The 18,765-nt window shown below is 59.7% G+C and carries 19 protein-coding genes; 3 read left to right on the forward strand and 16 right to left on the reverse strand.

Annotation, left to right across the window (positions count from 1 at the left end):
• Positions 1 to 82: 82 nt before the first annotated feature.
• The 4 genes from NKH04_RS19320 to NKH04_RS19335 form a co-directional block, all read right to left on the reverse strand.
• Complete coding sequence (locus tag NKH04_RS19320; protein WP_352816444.1) at positions 83 to 1,120, reverse strand: phosphatidylglycerol lysyltransferase domain-containing protein; 1,038 nt, start codon at positions 1,118 to 1,120, stop codon at positions 83 to 85.
• Between the two features lie 268 nt (positions 1,121 to 1,388).
• On the reverse strand, positions 1,389 to 2,111 hold the full coding sequence (locus NKH04_RS19325) for a glycosyltransferase (RefSeq protein ID WP_352766550.1): 723 nt from the start codon (positions 2,109 to 2,111) through the stop codon (positions 1,389 to 1,391).
• A 108-nt stretch (positions 2,112 to 2,219) separates the two neighbouring features.
• Complete coding sequence (locus NKH04_RS19330) at positions 2,220 to 2,993, reverse strand: glycosyltransferase family 2 protein (RefSeq protein WP_352502417.1); 774 nt, start codon at positions 2,991 to 2,993, stop codon at positions 2,220 to 2,222.
• Positions 2,994 to 3,106: 113 nt separating this feature from the next.
• Positions 3,107 to 4,270 (reverse strand): glycosyltransferase family 4 protein, encoded by a 1,164-nt coding sequence (locus NKH04_RS19335; RefSeq protein WP_353044768.1) that lies wholly within the window; start codon positions 4,268 to 4,270, stop codon positions 3,107 to 3,109.
• Between the two features lie 221 nt (positions 4,271 to 4,491).
• Here NKH04_RS19335 and NKH04_RS19340 point away from each other — a divergent pair, with 221 nt between their 5' ends.
• Positions 4,492 to 5,472 (forward strand): glycosyltransferase family 2 protein, encoded by a 981-nt coding sequence (locus NKH04_RS19340; RefSeq protein WP_353044769.1) that lies wholly within the window; start codon positions 4,492 to 4,494, stop codon positions 5,470 to 5,472.
• A gap of 30 nt (positions 5,473 to 5,502) precedes the next feature.
• Here NKH04_RS19340 and NKH04_RS19345 read toward each other — a convergent pair whose 3' ends face one another.
• The 11 genes from NKH04_RS19345 to NKH04_RS19395 all read right to left on the reverse strand — a co-directional run bounded on the left by NKH04_RS19345 (position 5,503) and on the right by NKH04_RS19395 (position 15,733).
• Positions 5,503 to 6,192: a sulfotransferase family protein gene (locus NKH04_RS19345; RefSeq protein WP_353014143.1), complete on the reverse strand. Its 690-nt coding sequence runs from the start codon at positions 6,190 to 6,192 to the stop codon at positions 5,503 to 5,505.
• A gap of 20 nt (positions 6,193 to 6,212) precedes the next feature.
• Entirely contained in the window at positions 6,213 to 6,992 is a 780-nt protein-coding gene (locus NKH04_RS19350) for a sulfotransferase domain-containing protein (RefSeq protein ID WP_353044770.1), read from the reverse strand.
• A 301-nt stretch (positions 6,993 to 7,293) separates the two neighbouring features.
• Positions 7,294 to 8,472, reverse strand: coding sequence for a glycosyltransferase family 9 protein (locus NKH04_RS19355; protein ID WP_353044771.1), 1,179 nt, complete (start codon positions 8,470 to 8,472; stop codon positions 7,294 to 7,296).
• Complete coding sequence (locus NKH04_RS19360; RefSeq protein WP_352613690.1) at positions 8,462 to 9,646, reverse strand: glycosyltransferase family 9 protein; 1,185 nt, start codon at positions 9,644 to 9,646, stop codon at positions 8,462 to 8,464. Before NKH04_RS19360 ends, NKH04_RS19355 begins: the two co-directional genes overlap by 11 nt.
• Positions 9,647 to 9,655: 9 nt before the next feature.
• Complete coding sequence (locus tag NKH04_RS19365; protein ID WP_353022666.1) at positions 9,656 to 10,837, reverse strand: glycosyltransferase family 9 protein; 1,182 nt, start codon at positions 10,835 to 10,837, stop codon at positions 9,656 to 9,658.
• 6 nt (positions 10,838 to 10,843) lie between these two features.
• Positions 10,844 to 12,631: an ABC transporter ATP-binding protein gene (locus tag NKH04_RS19370; RefSeq protein ID WP_352471929.1), complete on the reverse strand. Its 1,788-nt coding sequence runs from the start codon at positions 12,629 to 12,631 to the stop codon at positions 10,844 to 10,846.
• Between the two features lie 237 nt (positions 12,632 to 12,868).
• Positions 12,869 to 13,411 (reverse strand): class I SAM-dependent methyltransferase, encoded by a 543-nt coding sequence (locus NKH04_RS19375; RefSeq protein WP_353044772.1) that lies wholly within the window; start codon positions 13,409 to 13,411, stop codon positions 12,869 to 12,871.
• Positions 13,412 to 13,799: 388 nt separating this feature from the next.
• Positions 13,800 to 14,054: a DUF6894 family protein gene (locus tag NKH04_RS33235; RefSeq protein ID WP_352977186.1), complete on the reverse strand. Its 255-nt coding sequence runs from the start codon at positions 14,052 to 14,054 to the stop codon at positions 13,800 to 13,802.
• Positions 14,055 to 14,269: 215 nt separating this feature from the next.
• Complete coding sequence (locus NKH04_RS19385; RefSeq protein ID WP_353014155.1) at positions 14,270 to 14,560, reverse strand: hypothetical protein; 291 nt, start codon at positions 14,558 to 14,560, stop codon at positions 14,270 to 14,272.
• 195 nt (positions 14,561 to 14,755) lie between these two features.
• Positions 14,756 to 15,280, reverse strand: coding sequence for a hypothetical protein (locus NKH04_RS19390; RefSeq protein ID WP_353044773.1), 525 nt, complete (start codon positions 15,278 to 15,280; stop codon positions 14,756 to 14,758).
• Between the two features lie 27 nt (positions 15,281 to 15,307).
• Positions 15,308 to 15,733 carry a hypothetical protein gene (locus NKH04_RS19395; protein ID WP_353044774.1) on the reverse strand — a complete coding sequence of 142 codons (426 nt, stop codon included), beginning with the start codon at positions 15,731 to 15,733 and terminating at the stop codon, positions 15,308 to 15,310.
• Between the two features lie 49 nt (positions 15,734 to 15,782).
• Between NKH04_RS19395 and NKH04_RS19400 the strand changes: the two genes are divergently transcribed.
• Positions 15,783 to 17,108, forward strand: coding sequence for a methyltransferase family protein (locus NKH04_RS19400; RefSeq protein WP_353044775.1), 1,326 nt, complete (start codon positions 15,783 to 15,785; stop codon positions 17,106 to 17,108).
• 33 nt (positions 17,109 to 17,141) lie between these two features.
• Here the strand turns inward: NKH04_RS19400 and NKH04_RS33240 are convergent, their stop codons facing one another.
• Positions 17,142 to 17,714 carry a DUF982 domain-containing protein gene (locus NKH04_RS33240; RefSeq protein WP_502893790.1) on the reverse strand — a complete coding sequence of 191 codons (573 nt, stop codon included), beginning with the start codon at positions 17,712 to 17,714 and terminating at the stop codon, positions 17,142 to 17,144.
• Between NKH04_RS33240 and NKH04_RS19410 the strand changes: the two genes are divergently transcribed.
• The gene (locus NKH04_RS19410; RefSeq protein WP_353044776.1) at positions 17,700 to 18,761 is read left to right on the forward strand and encodes a glycosyltransferase family 4 protein; all 1,062 of its coding nucleotides are present in this window, start codon (positions 17,700 to 17,702) and stop codon (positions 18,759 to 18,761) included. The genes NKH04_RS33240 and NKH04_RS19410 overlap by 15 nt on opposite strands.
• Positions 18,762 to 18,765: the final 4 nt, after the last annotated feature.

An 18,765-nucleotide genomic window follows, 5' to 3' on the forward strand; every position in this document is an offset into this window, starting at 1 on the left:
TTCCCGCCTAAACTAAACAACCAAGCCTGACCGGTGTGAGGTCGACCATACCAGGAGACGACGAGCGCTCAGCCACCAGGCACTAGACGGCCCTGATCAGCCGGAGCAGAGAAAGCGCTTCGAAAAAGGTCCCCTTGCGAAAGGCAAGATAGGTCGGCTCTTCGACACCATGGAACCGGCGCTTGAAGGCCGCCTGCCCCTGCAGATTGAAGCGGGTGCGATTGACCCAGGGGGAGTCATAGGCACGCTGGAAGGCGTGCCGCCAGAAATCGCTTTCGGCAAACCCGCTAGGTCCGATTTCGACAAGCGGCGACAGGCCTAGGGTGACGACGGAAACACCTTCATCGCGAAAGCGGTCGACCGCGAATTTGGTCAGGCCGATCTCGGCATGCGCCGAGGCATCGATGTGCTTGCGCTTGAACGAGGTGGTGTAGCCGATGACCTTGCCGTCGCTGAACAGCGGATCGAAATCCAGCAAGGCCACGAGTTCCCCATCCGGACCGTGCAGGACGAAACGGCGCATATCGACGCCAAGGTGATCGGCAAAGGGCCTGTTGAGAAATCTCATCTCCCAGCGCTTGACAATGCGGTCGGCCCGCCAATTCTGGGAGAGCCTGGCAATCTCGTCGAGGAAGACAGTCCCGTTGTCCTCTGCGAAGGAAAAACCCTTCTTCAAGAGCCAGCGTTCGGAATAGCGCACTGTCTCATTGCGCTTTCCGGAAAAGTCGTGTCCGGGCAGGACAAGCCTGGTATCGACGCCGAGGCGGTTGACCTGATAGCCAAGCCCGGCAAGCACGCGCGCCGTCTGGTCGCCGATCTGCACGAACCACGGGCTGCCGGCAACCTCGATGAAACGTCGGATATAGTCGCGCCGATCGGCCGGGGCAGCCACTGGATCACCGAGCGCGAAATGATGTCGCGTTTTGCTGCCGTAAGCGATGTAGCCCTGGGCATCGCCGAAGTAGTGAAGCCCCCTCTGCACGGCGGTCGAATAGGCAAGGGAAAAATCACCATGGCGACGGACCAGCGTCAGGCGCTCGACATGGTTCAGCTGCAGCCGCGGTATTTTAGGCCCGCGGTTCTCCAGGAAACGATCGAGGCGTCTTCGCAGTGACGGCATGGTCGACTTTCGCGTGCCGGCTAGGCCGATGAAAGAGCTGACGGACTCCAAACCGATCATATTGGCGCGAGCTGAACCTTATCTCAGCGCGGCATGGTTACCCGGCCGGTGCCGCCAGATTCGTAGGCGCAATCTGCTCCGGTCCCGCCCCCCGGCGGCAACACGTTGTCGACGCCCAGCACCTGACGGCTGGTTGCTGCGCCCTTGGCGACACGAAAATCAATGCCACTTTCGGAAGCGCCTAGGTCACCTGCCAAACACGATGTTCTTATCGAACGGCGCTCTGAGAAGATTCCGCTTGATCGGAAGCCAGGAACTCGTCGCGTTCTGCTATCCACAAATCGGCGTAGTCGACATTCTGCCATTCGGCAAACCACGGGCCGCCGCTGGTATAGTGGACCGCCTTAGGTGTGCCGACCGCAGGCTTTTCATTCCAACCTTCGAGCCAATTCCACTCTACCGGCAATGAGCCCAAATCTTTGTCGGCAACCCACTGCATTCGGTGAAGATAGGCGCCACTTTCCTGATTCACGACCTCTGGCGTGAGCGATCTGACCGAAGGATGCGCGCAGTTGAACAGCATCAGCGACGACCAGTTTTTCCGAGGATAGGACGTCTGGACCACACCATCCATCTTGGTTGTGGCCTTCGGCGTATAGTCATGCTGGACGCAATAGACCGCCTTGTCTGAGTCCGTATATTTCAGCAGGCCTGCGACGTCACCAAGCCACAGGAAATCGCAATCGCAAAACAGGGCCCAACCCGTGTAGTCGGCGAGAAAGGGCGTGAGGAAGCGCGTGTAGGTGAACTCCGTTGAGGCGAGCGGGTCTTTTTCCCGCCAATATAGCCCGCGGGCACGCATCTCGTCCTGTTTGATCGGAATGACGGAGATAGGCGCCGACGCATGTTTGAGCAGCGAGTGTCGCGCGACGTCGTACGCGATCGGCTCACGACTGTCCCATCCGATAAATACCCTAAACGCATCAGTCATATTCACTACCCTGGCTTTCGATTTTTACGGTCGTACACTAACTAGTTGGCGATGGCTCGGCAACAAATGCGGTCAACCAAGCCGGTTTCTCACAGATTTGTCCTGGCCTCAGCCTTGCGTTTTTGGGTGGACCTGGCCTCGCATTCCCAATGCGACACGAGCCCATTTCTGATAGGTGTAGCTGGCCGAATACGCGGCCACCATCGCACCAATGGAACCGTCCAGAAATCCCAGCCGGAAAATATAGCTGCGCACATAGGCCCAGACCGAGCGCAAGACCGCCTTGCCTATCGAGCTTTTTTTGCCCTCGGCAAGCAGTTGCGCGGCGGACGCTTCTGCGTACCGGCCGATCTTGTCGTGGGCATCTGCCAAGTCGGTAATGGAATCGTGCTCGATCGGCTGGGACAATCGGCTGACCTTCCCGTTCACCAATACCTTCTCGTGCACGGTGTCGTCGCTGAACCGCCCGGAGCGGCGACGGAAGAGCCTGAGCACCAGATCGGGCGACCAGCCGCTATGGCGGACAATGTGCCCGCAAAAGCGCGATCTTCTCGGTATTTCGAAGCCGTCATTGGCTTTTGGGTCGGCGATTGCGGCCCTTATTTCCGCGCCGAGCGGCGCCTCCACCCACTCATCGGCATCCAGCGACAGGATCCAATCCCCCGTTGCCGCGGCCAGCGCACGGTTTTTTTGCGCGCCAAAACCGGGCCAATCGACGGTCATCAGAACCTTTGCCCCCAGAGCACCGGCAATCTCCCTGGTTCTGTCGCTGCTGTTGTTGTCGAGAACGACGATCTCATCGGCAAAATGGACCGACTGAAGGCATTGCGCGATGGACGCCTCCTCGTTGCGGGTGATGATAATGACCGAGAGCGCCGGCACGGTCAGAATGCTCCGGCATCAAGGCTGCCACCGTCATTCGAATGCATCTGCAGCATCGGTTCCCGGCCCGTTAGCAAACTGAGGGTACTAACCTAATTCAACAAAGTCGAAAATCATTTCAGATCAAGGCTTTCATAAAGCGCCATCATTCGCTTGATCATGACATTGAAATCATAGTGTTCGGCCGCCGCTCTCACCCGGGCTGCGGTGTCAGGTCGTGACGACAACTGCAGCGCGTGCGCGAGCGCTGCAGCGAGGTCGCTTTCGCTGGCCGCATCGCAAACGAGCGTCGGCTCGAACCGCTCGACAAGCTCGCGCGCTCCACAGCCGGTGCTTACCACGGCGGGCAAGCCGCTGGCCATCGCTTCAATGACCACTGTGCCGAAAGGATCATAGATGGAAGGCAGCACGGCAATATCGGCCGCGCCGTACCACGGCAGCATGTCTTTCTGCGGCCCCAGCATCTTGAGCCGTGTGCCGAGACCGAGCCTGTCACCGGCCTGCCTGAAGGCGTTGGCGCGCGAATCATGGCCGATGACCCACAATTCAGGCTCGCCATCGAGCCTGGCGGCCGCCTTCATCAGTGCAAGCAGTCCTTTTCGCGCAAAGCCCGAGCCGACAAACAGGACGACCGACCTGTTTTCGTCGACGTCGAGCCGCGCGCGGATTGTCGCCCGATGCTGTTGGCGCAGCTGCAGGTTGAAGCGGTCGAGATCCACCCCGTTGGGAATATGGTGCACATTTTCCGCCGGATAATCGTAGTGACGGACAATGTCCTCGGCGACCATCTTCGAAATCGCTATGACAGCTTTGAGCCGTGGGCTGGCATAGGTTGCGCGCTCGAGGCGCAGCGTCTGGCGGTGAAAGGGGCTCAGCGCCATTGCCGCCCTGCCAAGCCGCGTCTCGAAACGCCGCCGCTCGGCAAGATAGGCGGCATGAACGCCCTCCCCGGCCCGGAAGACATCGCAGCACGGGAGGCGATCGTTGCTCTGCACCAGCGCCGGCGGCATCTCGGCGATCTTGCGGCAGGCGGCTTGAGCAAAGGACGTCGCCCGCAGCGAACGCGGAAACCGCCGACCGGCACAATGGATGAACTCGATGCCTTCATAACGCGGCCAGTCGCCGGACAGCACGGCCACCCGCCGCTGACGCGCGGCGAATGCGGCCATGATGTTTTCCAACATGATCTCGCCGCCACCGAAGGGCGCATAACGCTGGCGCACGAACAGGATCGGCCTGTCGAATTGAATTTCGGTGCCACGAATGCCGGCGTACATAGGGTCTGGGCTCCGGCCTTGTTGCCATCTGACGATGTCTATAGAGGCCAGCTCGCATCGGCAACACTTGGAAAGCTCCCCCGCCGGAACTCAGAACAGGCCTGTGTCGATTGTCCGCAACTGCTTGCGATTTGCCTAACGGTGCTGCATGTAGAAATTAACTGCAAACAGCGGATCAGCGCCAGCTCCAGCCGGTGACCGCCATGAGGGGAATCGATGGCTTGAGCAAAGCAACCTGGCCCGCCATTGTCCGCCGGACGATTACCGACACCGCCATATATCGGCTGAGACACACCTTCGGAAGACGGGCAGAAGTGTCATCGCTGCGGCCGATAACGCCCCTTAACGCGAATGACCTGCCTTTGATCCTCATCATCCGCAACGAGGCGGACAGGCTACCCCCGTTCCTGAAGCACTATCGCGAACTCGGCGTCACCAGATTCGCCGTCCTCGATGATCGCTCGACCGACGGCACAGCTGAGCTTCTGGCCGAGCAGCCAGATGTCGATCTATTCAGCTCGCCGGTCACCTATTCGCAGTCGGACCTGGGAAACCTTTGGCGGCAGCGGATTGTGCAGATCTATGGTCAGCCTCGCTGGTATCTGACCGTGGATGCGGACGAATATCTTGTCTATGACGGCATGGATCAGCATCCGCTCGGTGCGATGGCCGACTGGCTGAAGCGGCGCGGAATGACACGCCTGCTGGCGCCGATGATCGACATGTATCCGAGCGGAAGCATCTGGGACGTACCCTTCGATCCCATCGTGCCGCCATGGCAAGTTGCAGACCATTTCGACGGCAGCGGCTATGAGGTGACGAGGAGCCCCCGGCATCTCAAGATCACAGGCGGCCCGAGAACCCGGCTTTTCGCCAGGCAGCACAAGTTGACCAAGTTCCCTCTGATATATGTTGATCGCCAGACGATTTTTACGTCGATTCACTCACCGCTGCCCTACTGGCGAAACTATATAAAGGGATTGGCTGGCCTGCTTCATTTCAAGTTCTTCGCCGATTTCAACGACAAGGCGCAGGTCGCGGTGGCGGAAGGTCAGTATTGGAACGGCGCTTCCAAATATCGCCAGTATCATGAGGTATCGAGCGGTAAAGCCGCTCTCAGCGCGATGAGCGAACAGTCAATGCTGTACGAAGGCGCTCACAGCCTGTTCAAAACGGGTTTGATCGACAAAATTGATTGGTAGACGGCATTTCAAGCAGATGCCGAACCGACATCATGCATAACCGAATGCTTTCATAAGCTGGGCACCTCGTCCTTGTACCAGGTCCTGTAGCTCGGCGTTTCCAAGTTCGGAGCGCCATCTTCCGCTCCCGTCATAGATCGGCTGATTGACCTGTTGGTTCCGGAGCACCGCATGTGGCGTCTCGCCGCTGGCGTCGGTCGGCTTGAACCACTGCTGCGGGTTCTTGTGATAGTCGAGGAGATCCGGGCTGAAGGTTACATCGAGAAAGCCGCATATCTGCTCGACGACTTTGGCCGGATTCTCGACCAGGTCCTCATAGCGATAGATCAGCACATCCGGCTTTCCCCGTTCCGCAAGAACCAGCGCATTGTCGCTGATCCAGCGGTCGAGAGCCTCCGTTGGGTCGCCAAGTCGTTTGATCAGGGACGCTACGACGTCGCGTCCATCTCGCACCGGCATGACGAAACGCGCGCCGGGCACGAGCCGGCGAATGCGGGCGACACGGCGGATATGCCGCGGTGTCTTTTCAAGCAGCACGTTCTTTCCAGCATCGAGCGCCGCCCGCTTCAGTTTCCAGAAGCGGAACATGGCCAGTGGCGTCCACTTGAAGAAAATGTTGGTTTCCTGGAGCGGCAGGTAGACGTCGGGATGCGACGCAAGGATCGTCGCAATCAACGTCGTCCCGCTATGGCCGCAGCCGCAAATGAATCCGGTCCGCATCACCATGTCGGCAATGCTCCCTAACCCAAGGCGACCCGGGCGCGGTTATCGACGCGAGCGTAGCACAAGCCGTTCGTGCTAAAAACCTTGTCCAGCTTCTCCCAATATTCGAACTTAGCCAACTGCTCGTCACAATAGGCCACATCGTCCTCGGAAAGATATTCGCCGTAACCGCCTATCTTGCCCCTGCGCACCTTGAAGCTTTCGGGATCATTCGCATCGCGCGGCTGTAATATCTTGCCGTATCGATCGGACAGATCACCGGTCGATTCACTCACTTTCATCTTGTCGAACGTTCGGTTGTTCGCCACCTCGACAAGCGTCCGATCGTCAGCCTGCTGGTTCAGGAATCCAAGGATCGCGCGAAGGACACCAGCGGTATCCCGATGCATATCTTCATATTGAAGATACCGGATTTCGCGCATCCGGGGCATGGCCGCGAACCAATGCAGATTGAATCTGATGATCTTTTCAATCCCATGATTGTCGCTTCTGATAAAATCACTGAACGATCCCGCTGGAAGCATGTGGCGCTTCTGAACCTGAAAGTACCCTGAGACCACCGTATCTCTTGGATCGCGAACAAGCATTATTGTTCTTCTCTTCTTGTATCGAGATTTATTCTCCTTGAGGCTCGATTTCGGTCGAAGTAACTTGTGGTCGGTTCCGTCGTGAATGTATTGAACTTCAACTCCGAGATCGTCCAGCATGACACGTAGCCACGTGCGCCCCGATTTTGGAAAGGATACGATAAGAGGAAGAGGCGGCGCTTTGGCCTGGAAAAATTTTAGAAAGGACATGGGAGAGACCTCCATTAGATTATCAGAGCTGGCGCCCGAACCGCTGCCGGCCAGACCAACCCCATTACTGGGCGCCTAAGCCTACGGCTAATTCGAACACAAGGCAGAAATGCCAGCAAGAATTGCGATCCTCTGCGGGGCGAATTGGCCTTTACTATATCCCGGTTCGGAATGCCTTATGTTTTTTGGCCTGTTGCGACGACTGTTCGACGCGGGCGGTCCATTCCACGATCCGTCGGCCGAACCCTTAATGCGGATCGCGTCGAAGCGTCTTCAGTGACGCCCTTTCGGACGACATGCATTAGCCACTCACTTTTGTGAGCCATGGCGCCAGGATGGCCTCGGCCTCGCCCATCACCACGGACCAGGGGCGTTCCCGTTTCGAGACCAGCACGGCCGATGGATAGTAGGGCGTGCGGTCGCCCTCGACCGGCCAGGAGCGCTTGAAGCCGTCGCCCAGAATGAAAATCGAGGGGATGCCGAGCGCGCCCGCCAGATGCGCTCCGGTATTGCTGATGGTCACCACGGCGTCCATCGCGGCAACCTGCGCGGCGAAAAGGTCCATGTCGACGAGCTGATCGACCGATCTGTCATGAAGAATGCGCTCCGGCTCACCGTCGGTCAGGAACTTCAGATCGGTCTCGATCTGGCCGTACTGCAGCGAGACGAACCGGAGGTCCGGTCGGCCTATCAGGTTTCGCCAGGCGGCAAGCGGCGGCAGGTCTTTGCCAGGATTCGAGCTGCCCCATGCGATACCGACCAACGGCCGTCCTTCATGCCGGTAGCGGGCGCAAAGTTCAGCGACCCGGGCCGGATCCGGCTTAAGGGGCACGAAATGCTCGCGGATCGTCGCCTCGTCGGTCTCGAAAACGGCAGTCAGATGCTGGACGCCGGCGAAGGCCTGCGCCTCGCCATAGGCAGCCTTGCCGTCAGCGCCGACCGGCCGCACATCGGCGGTCGGAAAAGTGCGCTGAAAGAGCGGTACCAGGCGGCGCTCGACCAGGACGATCGAACGGGCGGCGCGCCCCAACGCACAGCCGACGGAACTCGCATGATGGATCGCGGTGGCCAGACCCTGCTTTTCGGTTTCCATCAGATCGACAAGCAGTGTCTGGCCCGAAATATCCTGGCCCAGCCACTCGCCATCGACGCGGCCGTTGACGATGTGGCGTCGGGCGATCCTGAGTTCGGCGGCTGCGCCATAGGCGCCCATCCGCATCAGCGCCTTGCTGAGCTCGTCGATCAGGTGGACCTCGCCCCTCGACTTCGCAATGGATCCAAGAGCCAGGGCTTTCGGCAGTGCCGCCGGCCAATCGCGGGACTCGACGCTTCGCCGATAATCCGCCATCTGATCGGCAATGTCGCCATCGCGCCAGCGAAGGAAGAGCTGCCGCCGGTGACGTCGGAACCAGACCTTGTATCTGTAGCCTGCAAGCGCGACAGCGCGGCGCAACCGGCCGAGAAGTTGGCTACCCTCCATCGCCAGCTCCGCCGATGATTTGCATGACCCGTCCGCCTGCTTCCTGGACTGCCGACGCCCAGGCTCGGCCGCCTTTTCGGACCAGTCGAACGCTCGGATATGCGGCGACGGTCTCACCGAAAGCAGGCCAGGACAGCCGAAATCCATCGTCGAGCATGACAATCGTCGGCACGCCGAGCGCTCCGGCGAGGTTGGCGCCGGTATTGCTGATCGTGACCACCGCGTCGAGCGCCGCAATTTGGGCGGCAAAGCGGTCCATGTCCGTCAACTGGTCGACTGAAGCGTCATGGATGATGCGCCCCGGAGCGTGGCGCTCGAACTCGGAGAGGGCCGGCCCGACATCGCCATATTGCAAGCTGACCAGGCGCCCCGGCAGGCTGCTGAACAGCGTCCGCCAATCGTCCAGAGCCGGCAGATCCTTGCTCTTGTTCAGGCTTCCCCAGGCAAATCCGATCAGGGGACCTGGGCCGCCATCGAGATAGGTGCCGCGCAGCTCGGCAACCAGTCGGCGGTCCGGCTCCAGCGGAACGAAGGGCGCGCGTGCCGCCGGGTCGTCCGGCCAGAAATGCTTTGCGAGTGTCTCGAAACCGGCAACGACATCGGCGTCCACTGCCGCCATGTCCTCTTCCCCTTCAATCCTGACATCAAGCGCAGGATATGTTCTGCGATAAAGCGGTGCCAGTCGCGGCTCGACGAAGACAATGCATCGACCGGCAGCCGCGACCACTGGACCAAGCAGCGACGCGAACTGGAAAAAGATCGCCAGGTCGCCTTCGCGACGATCGACGAGAAGCGTGCGATCCGCAAGATCACTGCCATCCCAATCGGGTCTGCCGCGCTGCTTGCTCGCCGCCATCAACTGCCAGATGCGATTTCCTCCGTCGAGACGCCTCAGTCCGCGCCCCGCTTTCTTGATCAGGCCGAGATCGCCAAGCTGCTCACCAAGCGCGCCAAGCGCCAGTGCATGGTCGCGAGCAGTTTGCCAGTCACCACGCTGCACGCTTTCCTCCATCAGCCTCATATGCCTTTCGGCGCTTTCGTCGGCGTGGCGCGAGGGACGTCTAAGAAGTTCCTTTGCCCGCTCGAGAACCTTCTGCAGCCGCTTGCCGACGGCGCCTTGCGGGCGCAGATCGGCGGTTTTTGCCTTCTGAAGGATGGTTCGTCTGTTCTGCACGGCGATGTTCTATCGTCCTCGGGGAGCGTCGGAAAGCGTCGTCAGGATCGACGAGAGCCGCCGGCCGGCTTCGTCGAGCACCAGCGACCAAGGGCGTCCCTCCTTGCGAATGACAATGCCCTTCGGATACCAGGGTGTCCGGTCGCCGGTCACCGGCCATGCCGTCTGAAAATTATCGTCGATGAGGAAAACACTCGGCACGCCAATGGCTCCGGCAAGATGGGCCGCCGTATTGCTGATCGTCACGACAGCATCGAGTGCGGCGACCTGTGCGGCGAAACGGTCCATGTCGACCATCTGGTCGACGCTGTCGTCAAAGATCAGACGCGCGTCGTTGCCGTTGCGAAGGCGCCGCAACGCCGGCTTGACCTGCCCGTACTGGAGCGAAACGAATGTCGCTGGCGTCTGGGCGATGAACCGTGCCCATTCAGGAAAATCAGGCACGTCCTTGGTATGGGACTTGCTGCCCCAGGAGAGACCGACCAGCGGCAGATCCGTCATCGAGCGATAGCGCTTGCGGAATGTCTCGACGAGTTCAGGATCTGCCCGCAGCGGCACGAAGTCGGCAGCAAGTTTTTCGGCATCGCGTCCGAACACCCAGGCGAGATCTTCGAAAGTCGCGTGTTTGTCGCCGACCACATCCCGCTGCGCCGGGACCACGGTCGCCTTCGGGAACGTTCGCTGCAGAATTGATACCAGGCGCGGCTCGACCCGGATTGTTGCGCTTTGCGCATAGGCAGCGGCAGCGCCGGCCAGTCGCGCGTGGCGGATAACCCGGCCAAGGCTGCGCGGGTCATCCTCCACAAGATCGATCAGCAGTGTATCCGATCCGAGATTCTCGCCGGTCCACTCGTTGGCGCCTTTCCCTTTCCGCAGCCGGCGAGCGGAAAGCCGAAGCTCAGCTGCCCGCGCAAAGTTGCCAAGGCGTTCGAACGCCTGGCCCGCCTTCTGCATCAGCTCGGGGTCGCGATTATGATCGGCCGTGACAGCCATCTCATTGGTACCGGCTTCAAGGCCTTTCCAGTCCCTGCGCACAATCAGGGCCGCAACCTTGGCCTGCAGCTCAAGAATGGAACGAGGCTGCTTGCGACCGGAAAACAACCCGCGCACCGCCTTTTTGTACCGGCGCACCTGAAGGCCCAGTCCACCAATCACATACCGGACATAGGAACCGTGATAAAAGCTGGTCATCGGCCTTCAGCGCAATACGCTCTGCCGCAGCTTTTTGCCGCTTTCGACCATCGGATCGGCCGTCTCCAGGTGGAATATCGAACGATATATCTCGCTGTGCTTGGAAAGCTGGTCATGCGTTCCAGCATCGACAAGCTGTCCGGCGTCAAACACGAGAATACGATCGGCCGCCTTGATTGTAGACAGCCTGTGCGCAATGCAGATCACTGTGCGCTGAAATGTGTTGTCGAAGGCTGCCTCCATGACTGCCCGTTCGTTTTCACCGTCAAGCGCCGATGTCGCTTCATCATAGACGATTACCGCAGCATTCTTGAGCAGGGCGCGTGCGATGGCAACGCGTTGTTTCTGCCCGCCGGACAGGTTGGTGCCGCTTGGCCCGACAAGCGTGTCGAGCCCGTTTTCGAGCGCCGAAGCAAAGCTGGTGACCCGGGCGAGGTTCGCAGCGGATTCGATTTCCTGATCCGTGGCATTCGGGCGGCCGTCGCGAATGTTGTCGCGGATCGAGCCTTCAAACAGGAAGACGTCCTGTGACACAAGTGCGATGTTATCGCGGACGTCGGCCAGGCTGATCTTCGAAATGTCCTTTCCGTCGATCAGGATCCTGCCCTTGTCCGGCTCCATCAGACGCAGGATTAGATTGACGATGGTGGTCTTGCCGGCGCCGGAGCGGCCGACGATCGCCAGCTTCTCACGAGGTCGGACATCGAAGGAAACACCCTCGAGCGCGGGGCTGTTGCCGTCATAGGAAAAGGCCACATCTTCAAAGCGGATACCACCATCGACGTCGGTCAGACGCTCGCCCGCGATCGCGAGTCGCCGCTGCTCGGGCGTGTCGATCAAATCATACATCTGCTCGACGGCGACCATTTGCTTCTGAATGTCGACATTGACCCGGGCCAACCGCTTGGCAGGCTCATAGGCAAGCAGGAACGCGGTAATGAAGGCCATGAATTCGCCGGGCGTCTTGCCGTTGCCGAGGGTCTGCCAGCTGGCGTACATAACGAAAAGCCCGATGATCACGCCGCCGCCGGTCTCCATCAATGGGCTCATCAATGCTGACGTCCGGTTGATCTGGATGCCACGTCTTTCCATCTTGCGGACGGCCTTTGCAAAGCTGGCGACGGCCTTGTCCTCGAGCTGGAAGGACTTGATGGTGCGGATGCCTTCGACGGCTTCCGTGCCGATCGACTGGACCTGCGCGGCCAATTCCGTCTCGCCCCTCGCCAGCGCCTTGAGCTTCCTGGTTATCGCGCCGACTGACAGGAACAGCATCGGCAGAACCGCCACGGATATCAGCGACATCACCGGGTCCTGCTTGACCATGACGCTGGCCAAGGCAATCAGGGTCAGCAGATCAGAGACGGCGCTGCTCGTGAGGGTGAGAATAACGGTCGCCCCGGCGCGCGCGTTGAACATGATTTTGGAGATGAATTTTGCCGGATGCTGGTTCGCGAAACGGCTGATGTCGAAACGCACCATTCGAGAAAATTGCCGGTTTTGCAGGTCCGAAACGATAGCCCGGCGAATCTTTCCCGTTGTGACGGTCTGGCAGTAGGCAGCTATGCCCTTGACCAGGAAAATGCCGATGATGACGACGCTGATACCCGATACAGCGGCAGCATCTCGCTCGACATAGATGGTGTTGATCATGACTTTCATGATCCAGGCCGTCGCGCCGACCGCGGCAGCAGCAGCGATCGAGCACAGCAAACCTGTCACATACAGCATCTTGTGCGGCGGCAGATTTTCGCCAATCAGACGCTTGATCAGCGGATATGCCGGGACCGTTGACACTCGTTTCTTTGCAATCATCTTGTCGCCGCCCGTTGCGATCCCGTCCGGTCTTCGTGTTGTCTTGAAGCACGAGACGGTTTCGATCACCTGTCTGTGGCTTCGTTCCCGACCGCAGTCAATGCCGAACCGGATCCTTGCACGTCATCGGCCTATGACCGTCGGTTCCTCGCATCCGAGCATAGCGGACCCCAGCCACGCGGCTCTTGCGCCATTCGTCGTCGGCCGCGCTATGCCTGGTCAGTGTTTCGCGAGGACCATGAGATGGCTTCCAAGAGGCGATGTGTGATTGCTTTTGATTGAAAAGCCCACATCCGAAAGCACCGCGATCATCTCCTTATCCTTGCCAGGAGGGACGCGGGCAACGATCGTTTGAGCACGCCCGGCGATATCGCACAGCACGCGTCGCGCCTTGTCCGCGCCGAGGCTCCACTGCATGTGATGGTAGACCGCCAGCAGCATGACGACGTCGTACTGCGGTTGGAGAACATTTTGCAGCTTCCGGCTGCCAAGATCGAGACAATCGAACCGGCTTTGGACCGGACAACCCAGGAAGATCATCCTGGCCGTCTCGATATGCGGCTTGAGAATGTCGATCCCATGGATCGAACTCGGTCCTAGCTTGGATATCTCATAGGCGACAACACCCATGTTGCAGCCGACATCGAGAATGGATTTCCCGGCGTAGTCGACCTCTGCTGAGAATAGGCCGTCCAGTCTGTCGTCCCACGTTCCCTTGAATCTCTTTTGCTTATTTGACCACCACAAATCATTGTTCTCCAAAAACGGCGCCGGACTGGTTTCCTTGACGGAGGGGGACCGTGCGCCCGGCCTAACTCGGTCCAGTTGCTGGCGCGCAAACGACACTGTCCTGAGCGTCCTGTAAACGCAACCGCGGGAGAAAGGAACTCCTGATCACAGCATCCTGCGAAGACGTTTCGGTAAGTTGACGAACACCCGGCCCGACAAATCGACATACTGGTTGGAAATGGCAACGTCGCTTGGCGCCCCCGTAGGCAAGGCAAGCCATATTTGTTCTTGCTTTGTGCCGGCAGCTATGCTACTAATTTGGCTATGGTGCTGATTTGCACCAACGACCGTCTTGCCGCGACATGCGGTTTTTCAGCCAGGCTCGATCAAAGCTCGCCCGCATCGCGGGGCTTTTGGCCAATCACGGCCGAGTGCCGGCCTTTTCGGCAGCTTCCGAGAATGGAAATCGGAAAAGCAGCTTCCGGTTCTCGTCGCAGATTTCGAAGGAAAGACCTGTCAGGACCGGGCTGCCGCTGAGCAGGCCCTCGGCCAGGATTTCCTTGGCCGAGGCCATTGCGTTATCCTGAGCCGCGGACAAACCGTCCAACTCCTGACCCTCGAAATCTTCCGTCAAGCGGCCCTCATTGTTTCGGAAATGGAAAAAATATCTCGGCATGGCTGCTCCGGTCGGTCGGTTTCTCTAATGCATGTCGCGCAAAACTGTGCAGCGGTTTTGCGGCAACGACATGCACAAAAACAGGCACTTACAGCGCATCGCATGAGGCCGATCGACGCGATGCGCTTTAGTGGCGAGCGCCTCAGGAACAGCGTCGGATTTGTGCACGACAGCACCGTGCGATTTTGGCGTTGGGATTCATGGCGTTTAGGCCTTCATGCGTCAGGTCGATCGAACAGCACCCCCAGCCCGTGTTCGAACGCACATGCCGCAATCATGTCGTCCAGGACTTTTCCGGAGGCCGGGCAATTCGGCATGACAGCCCTGATCGCGATCTCAGCCGCTGCGGTGGAAACCGCATCGTGGCGCCTCTTCCTGGTCTCCATGTATTGCTCGAGCAGAATTTTCAGGCGCCGCGCGGCAATCTCGTCAACGACCATCGTTCTCCCTCGATTCGGCACAATCCGTCTTCCGGGTCTGTCCTCCGGATGAAGGTCCGCTGCCATTGGGTAGCAGCGGACCACTCGGCTGGGTGAGCCAATGACCCGAGGCGGGGGTGTCTCGGACCGACACCACAATAGCTTCGGCAGGCCACTCGTTCCACAGACCGCTGTCGTTGGTAATTTTCGTACACTGAGCATTGCCGCAGACAGTCTGCGACGGTGGGATTTTTGCGTTATGCCCGTAGCCTGATAACCGGATCAGCTTCGGCTTCGATCGACATAGCTGTAGATGCCCGCGCCGATCGCGACCGCTCCTACAGTGATCAGAATCGATGGCACACCCATTAACGTGGCGATGATCCCCCAGACAATGGCGACGGCAATTGCGCCGGCCGTTCCCAGCACCAGTCTAAGCCGTTTCGACATTTTCCGTTTCCCCCAAAGTGCATCTTCCTTTTTCTGGTCGAAATACCGCAATGCGGCAGCATTGTCTGCGCTTTGTTCAACTTTTTTCGCCGCCCCTGAGCCCGACCGCTGAGGCGTAAGCGATCCGTATGCGGCCTTGTTGCAAATACCCACTCGACAATCAGGAAGCTTGGGCGCGAGCCCGAGAAGCGAGGCGTCAGAAAGCGAGGTATCTATGCAAAATTTTCGGAATTTACTCCGGTTCTCGATCGTGGCCATGGCGGCCACGACAACCGCAATAGTGATCACCGGCCTTACCCCCGAGACAACCGAAGCGAATTTGATTTGCCATAGGTTGGTCTGCAAGAAGGCGAGCAATGAACACAGTGCTTTCGGCACCAAATATCAGCGCAAATGCACCTGCGAAAATACAAACGAGGGCGCCAACAACCATCGCTCGCCACACAACCTCAACAACAGGCCCATCGGTGGCTCAAGCAGCAGCAGTGGTTCGAGCGGCACCAGCAGTTCGAGCGGCAGCAGCGGTTCGAGCGGCAGCAGCGGATCGAGCGGCACCAGCGGTTCCAGCGGCACCAGCGGTTCGAGCGGTAGCAGCGGTTCGAGTGGCAGCAGCAGGTCAAGCGGCAGCAGCGGATCGAGTGGGAGCAGCGGATCCAGCGGCAGCAGCGGATCCAGCGGCAGCAGCAGTTCGAGTGGCACCAGCAGTTCGAGCGGCGGCAATGACGGAACAAGCAGCTGCGGCTCAAGCGGATCGAGCAGTAGCAGCGGATCCAGCGGCGGCAACGACGGGACAAGCAGCAGCGGATCCAACGGCAGCGGTGGAGTGTAGCAGCTGCTCAAGTGGCACCAGCGGCGGCGGGTGGGCACACTACGTGATCCGTGGCGGCCGCCGACGACGATCAACCCCCATGACAACGGGAGTAGCAGCTTGACGCTCCAACCGAAATCCGCGACCGCGCCCCTCACCGGCCTTGCAGGACTGTTTGGTCTTGCGCTGGCCGTCGGAGTGCTCGTCAACAGAAGCTGGCCTGTGCATTTGCAGGCCATGACTGTCATTGCAGCTACCGCGGCAGCGATGATCGCGGTCGACACGGCCTATTTCCAGACTTTCCGGAGGCGTTCGACGGGATTGCAGGCGAAGCCGATGCGAGCGCTTGAAGTCAAGCGCGTCGTGCGCAAGCTCATCGGCTTCATCGTCACGCTCACGACCATTGCCGCAGTCTACTGGATAGTGCCGGAATACCGGCGTGGGTTTTACGCCCCCTACTGGGCGGCGCTTTACGACACCATGCCGGCGCTGCTCGTCGCCGCGCCGTTTTATGTTGCCTATGTCGACCGCCGGCTGACCGATCCAGAAGATTCATATGCCGAAATCGGTGCATTCGTCCTCAGCGGCGCCGTGCCGCAAAGGACCGAGCAGATACGCCAGCACGTGCGGGGCTGGATCGTCAAAGGCTTCTTCCTGCCGCTGATGTTCGTCTATCTGTGCTCCACACTGGGTTCGATCCTTGCCGGGCTGGAACAACCGTATCGATTCGACATCATGCGCTGGCACGCTTTTGCAATCGATCTCCTGTTCATGGTGGATGTTCTTGTCGCGGTCGTCGGCTACGTCTTCACGCTGCGCGTCCTCGACAATCATATCCGCACCGTCGAGCCCACCGTATTCGGCTGGCTGGTTTGTCTTGCCTGTTATGAACCCATCAACGCCGCCACCCGTGCCTACCTGAACTACGAAACGGGCGCCAACTGGACGGCGGTGATGCCCTCACCGGCGCTCCAGGTTTTCTGGGGATCGGCGATCCTCTTCTGCATCTTGATTTTTGTCTGGTCCACCGTGAGCTTTGGCCTGAGATTTTCCAATCTCACCAATCGCGGAATCATCACCTGCGGACCGTATCGCTGGATCAAGCATCCGGCCTATGTTTCGAAAAACCTCTCCTGGTGGCTGGTCTCCCTACCTTTCCTCACCGCCGCAGGACCCGCTGAAGCGCTGCGGCACTCCGCTATCCTGCTCGCGCTCAATGCCATCTACGCACTCCGCGCCATCACCGAGGAATGCCATCTGTCACGCGACCCCGATTACGTCGCCTATTGCGAGTACATCAGCGAAAACGGCGCCGTTGCTCAGCTCAAACGACTGTTCGCGAAAGCGAGGCGGTCGCCGATCGGGCGCTCAGGCTGAATGCCCTTGCTCGGACCATCTGCGGCAGCTGGCCTATCGCCTCAAGGCGTGATCGCGATGCCGATCCTCGCCGCTCATCGGCAACGGCCGATCGCCCTCGAGCAGGCGGGTGATCCGGGCGAAGCCGGCAAAAGCCTTTCTCGCTTCCTCGGCCGACATCCGGCCGGCCATGGCCGCAGCGCAGCAATTCACGGCGCACTGGTAAACCGGCCCGCGCCGCCCGGCCGGCCATTTTCGCAAGAATGCCATCGCTTCGGCAACGCTGTCGATCTCCTCCACGGGCTGTCCCTGTCCGCGCAAAATCCGCACGGGCGAAAAGAATTGCAAGCGGTCCATCATTTCCTCCCCGTCGACCGGATGCGTGCGATCGAACCCCACTAAACTCGCGAACCCGACTTTGGTTCCCGGCAAAACATGGCTTGGCCTGAAAAATGTTTGCTGGACGAGACGAGCAACGGTCGACGCGCCCGGCAGCTCCAATTGGGTGACATCTTGCCCCAATTGGGTGGCATCTTGCCATTGTACGGGAACGTTAGCGCGGCTGATGCATTTCGATGCCACGAGCAGTCTTTTTGAGGGAAATGCCAAAACATGAGAATAGCCCATGTGGCGCCGCTCCATGAATCCGTGCCACCCCGGTTCTATGGAGGGACGGAGCGCATCGTCTCCTATCTGACCGAAGGATTGGTCGAGCTTGGCCATGACGTGACCCTGTTCGCCAGCGGCGATACCAAGACGTCGGCGAAATTGGTGGCGTGTCGCGAGCGCGCGCTCCGTCTCGATCCGCGCCCGCACAAATCCGAAACCGCGGCGCATCTCTCGATGCTCGCCGAGGTGAGGAGCCGTGCGCAACAGTTCGACATCATCCATTTCCATCTCAGCCACTTCCTGCATTTTCCTTTCTTCGAACACATGCCCGACCGGACGGTGACGACACCGCATGGCAGGCTCGACTATGTCGACCTGGCCCCGGCCTACGAACATTTTCCGCGCTTTCCGATGATCTCGATTTCGCGTAGCCAGAGAACCGGGCTACCCAGGGCAAATTGGCTGGCGACCATCCATCACGGGCTACCGATCAATACGTATGAGCCGACTTTCGAGACGGAGGTGGACGAGCCGTATCTGGCCTTTCTGGGCCGGCTGTCGCGCGACAAGCGCCCGGACCGTGCCATTGAGATCGCCTTGCGCTCCGGGCTGAAACTGAAGCTTGCGGCAAAGATCGGCGACGACGACCGCCCTTTTTTCCACGACACGGTCGAGCCGCTGATCGACGGCGACCGTGTCGACTATATCGGCGAGATCGAAGAGGACAGAAAAGCGGAATTCCTCGGCAAGGCGGCCGGCCTGCTGTTTCCGATCGATTGGCCGGAGCCGTTCGGTCTTGCCGCGATAGAGGCTATGGCCTGTGGCACGCCGGTGATCGCCTGGAGATGCGGTGCCCTGCCGGAGATCATCGACCACGGCGTGACCGGTTTCCTTGTCGATACGGTCGATGCTGCGGTCGCCTCGATACCGGAATTGCTGCGCCTCGACAGGCGACAGGTGAGAGCCGTGTTCGAAAACCGTTTTTCTGCCACGAGAATGGCCCACGACTATGTGGCTGCCTATGCGCGCCTGATCGGTACTCCCGGTGAAGCGAGAGCGTCCTGATCGG

This window comes from Mesorhizobium sp. M1365, from assembly GCF_040317865.1.
Classification (GTDB): domain Bacteria; phylum Pseudomonadota; class Alphaproteobacteria; order Rhizobiales; family Rhizobiaceae; genus Mesorhizobium.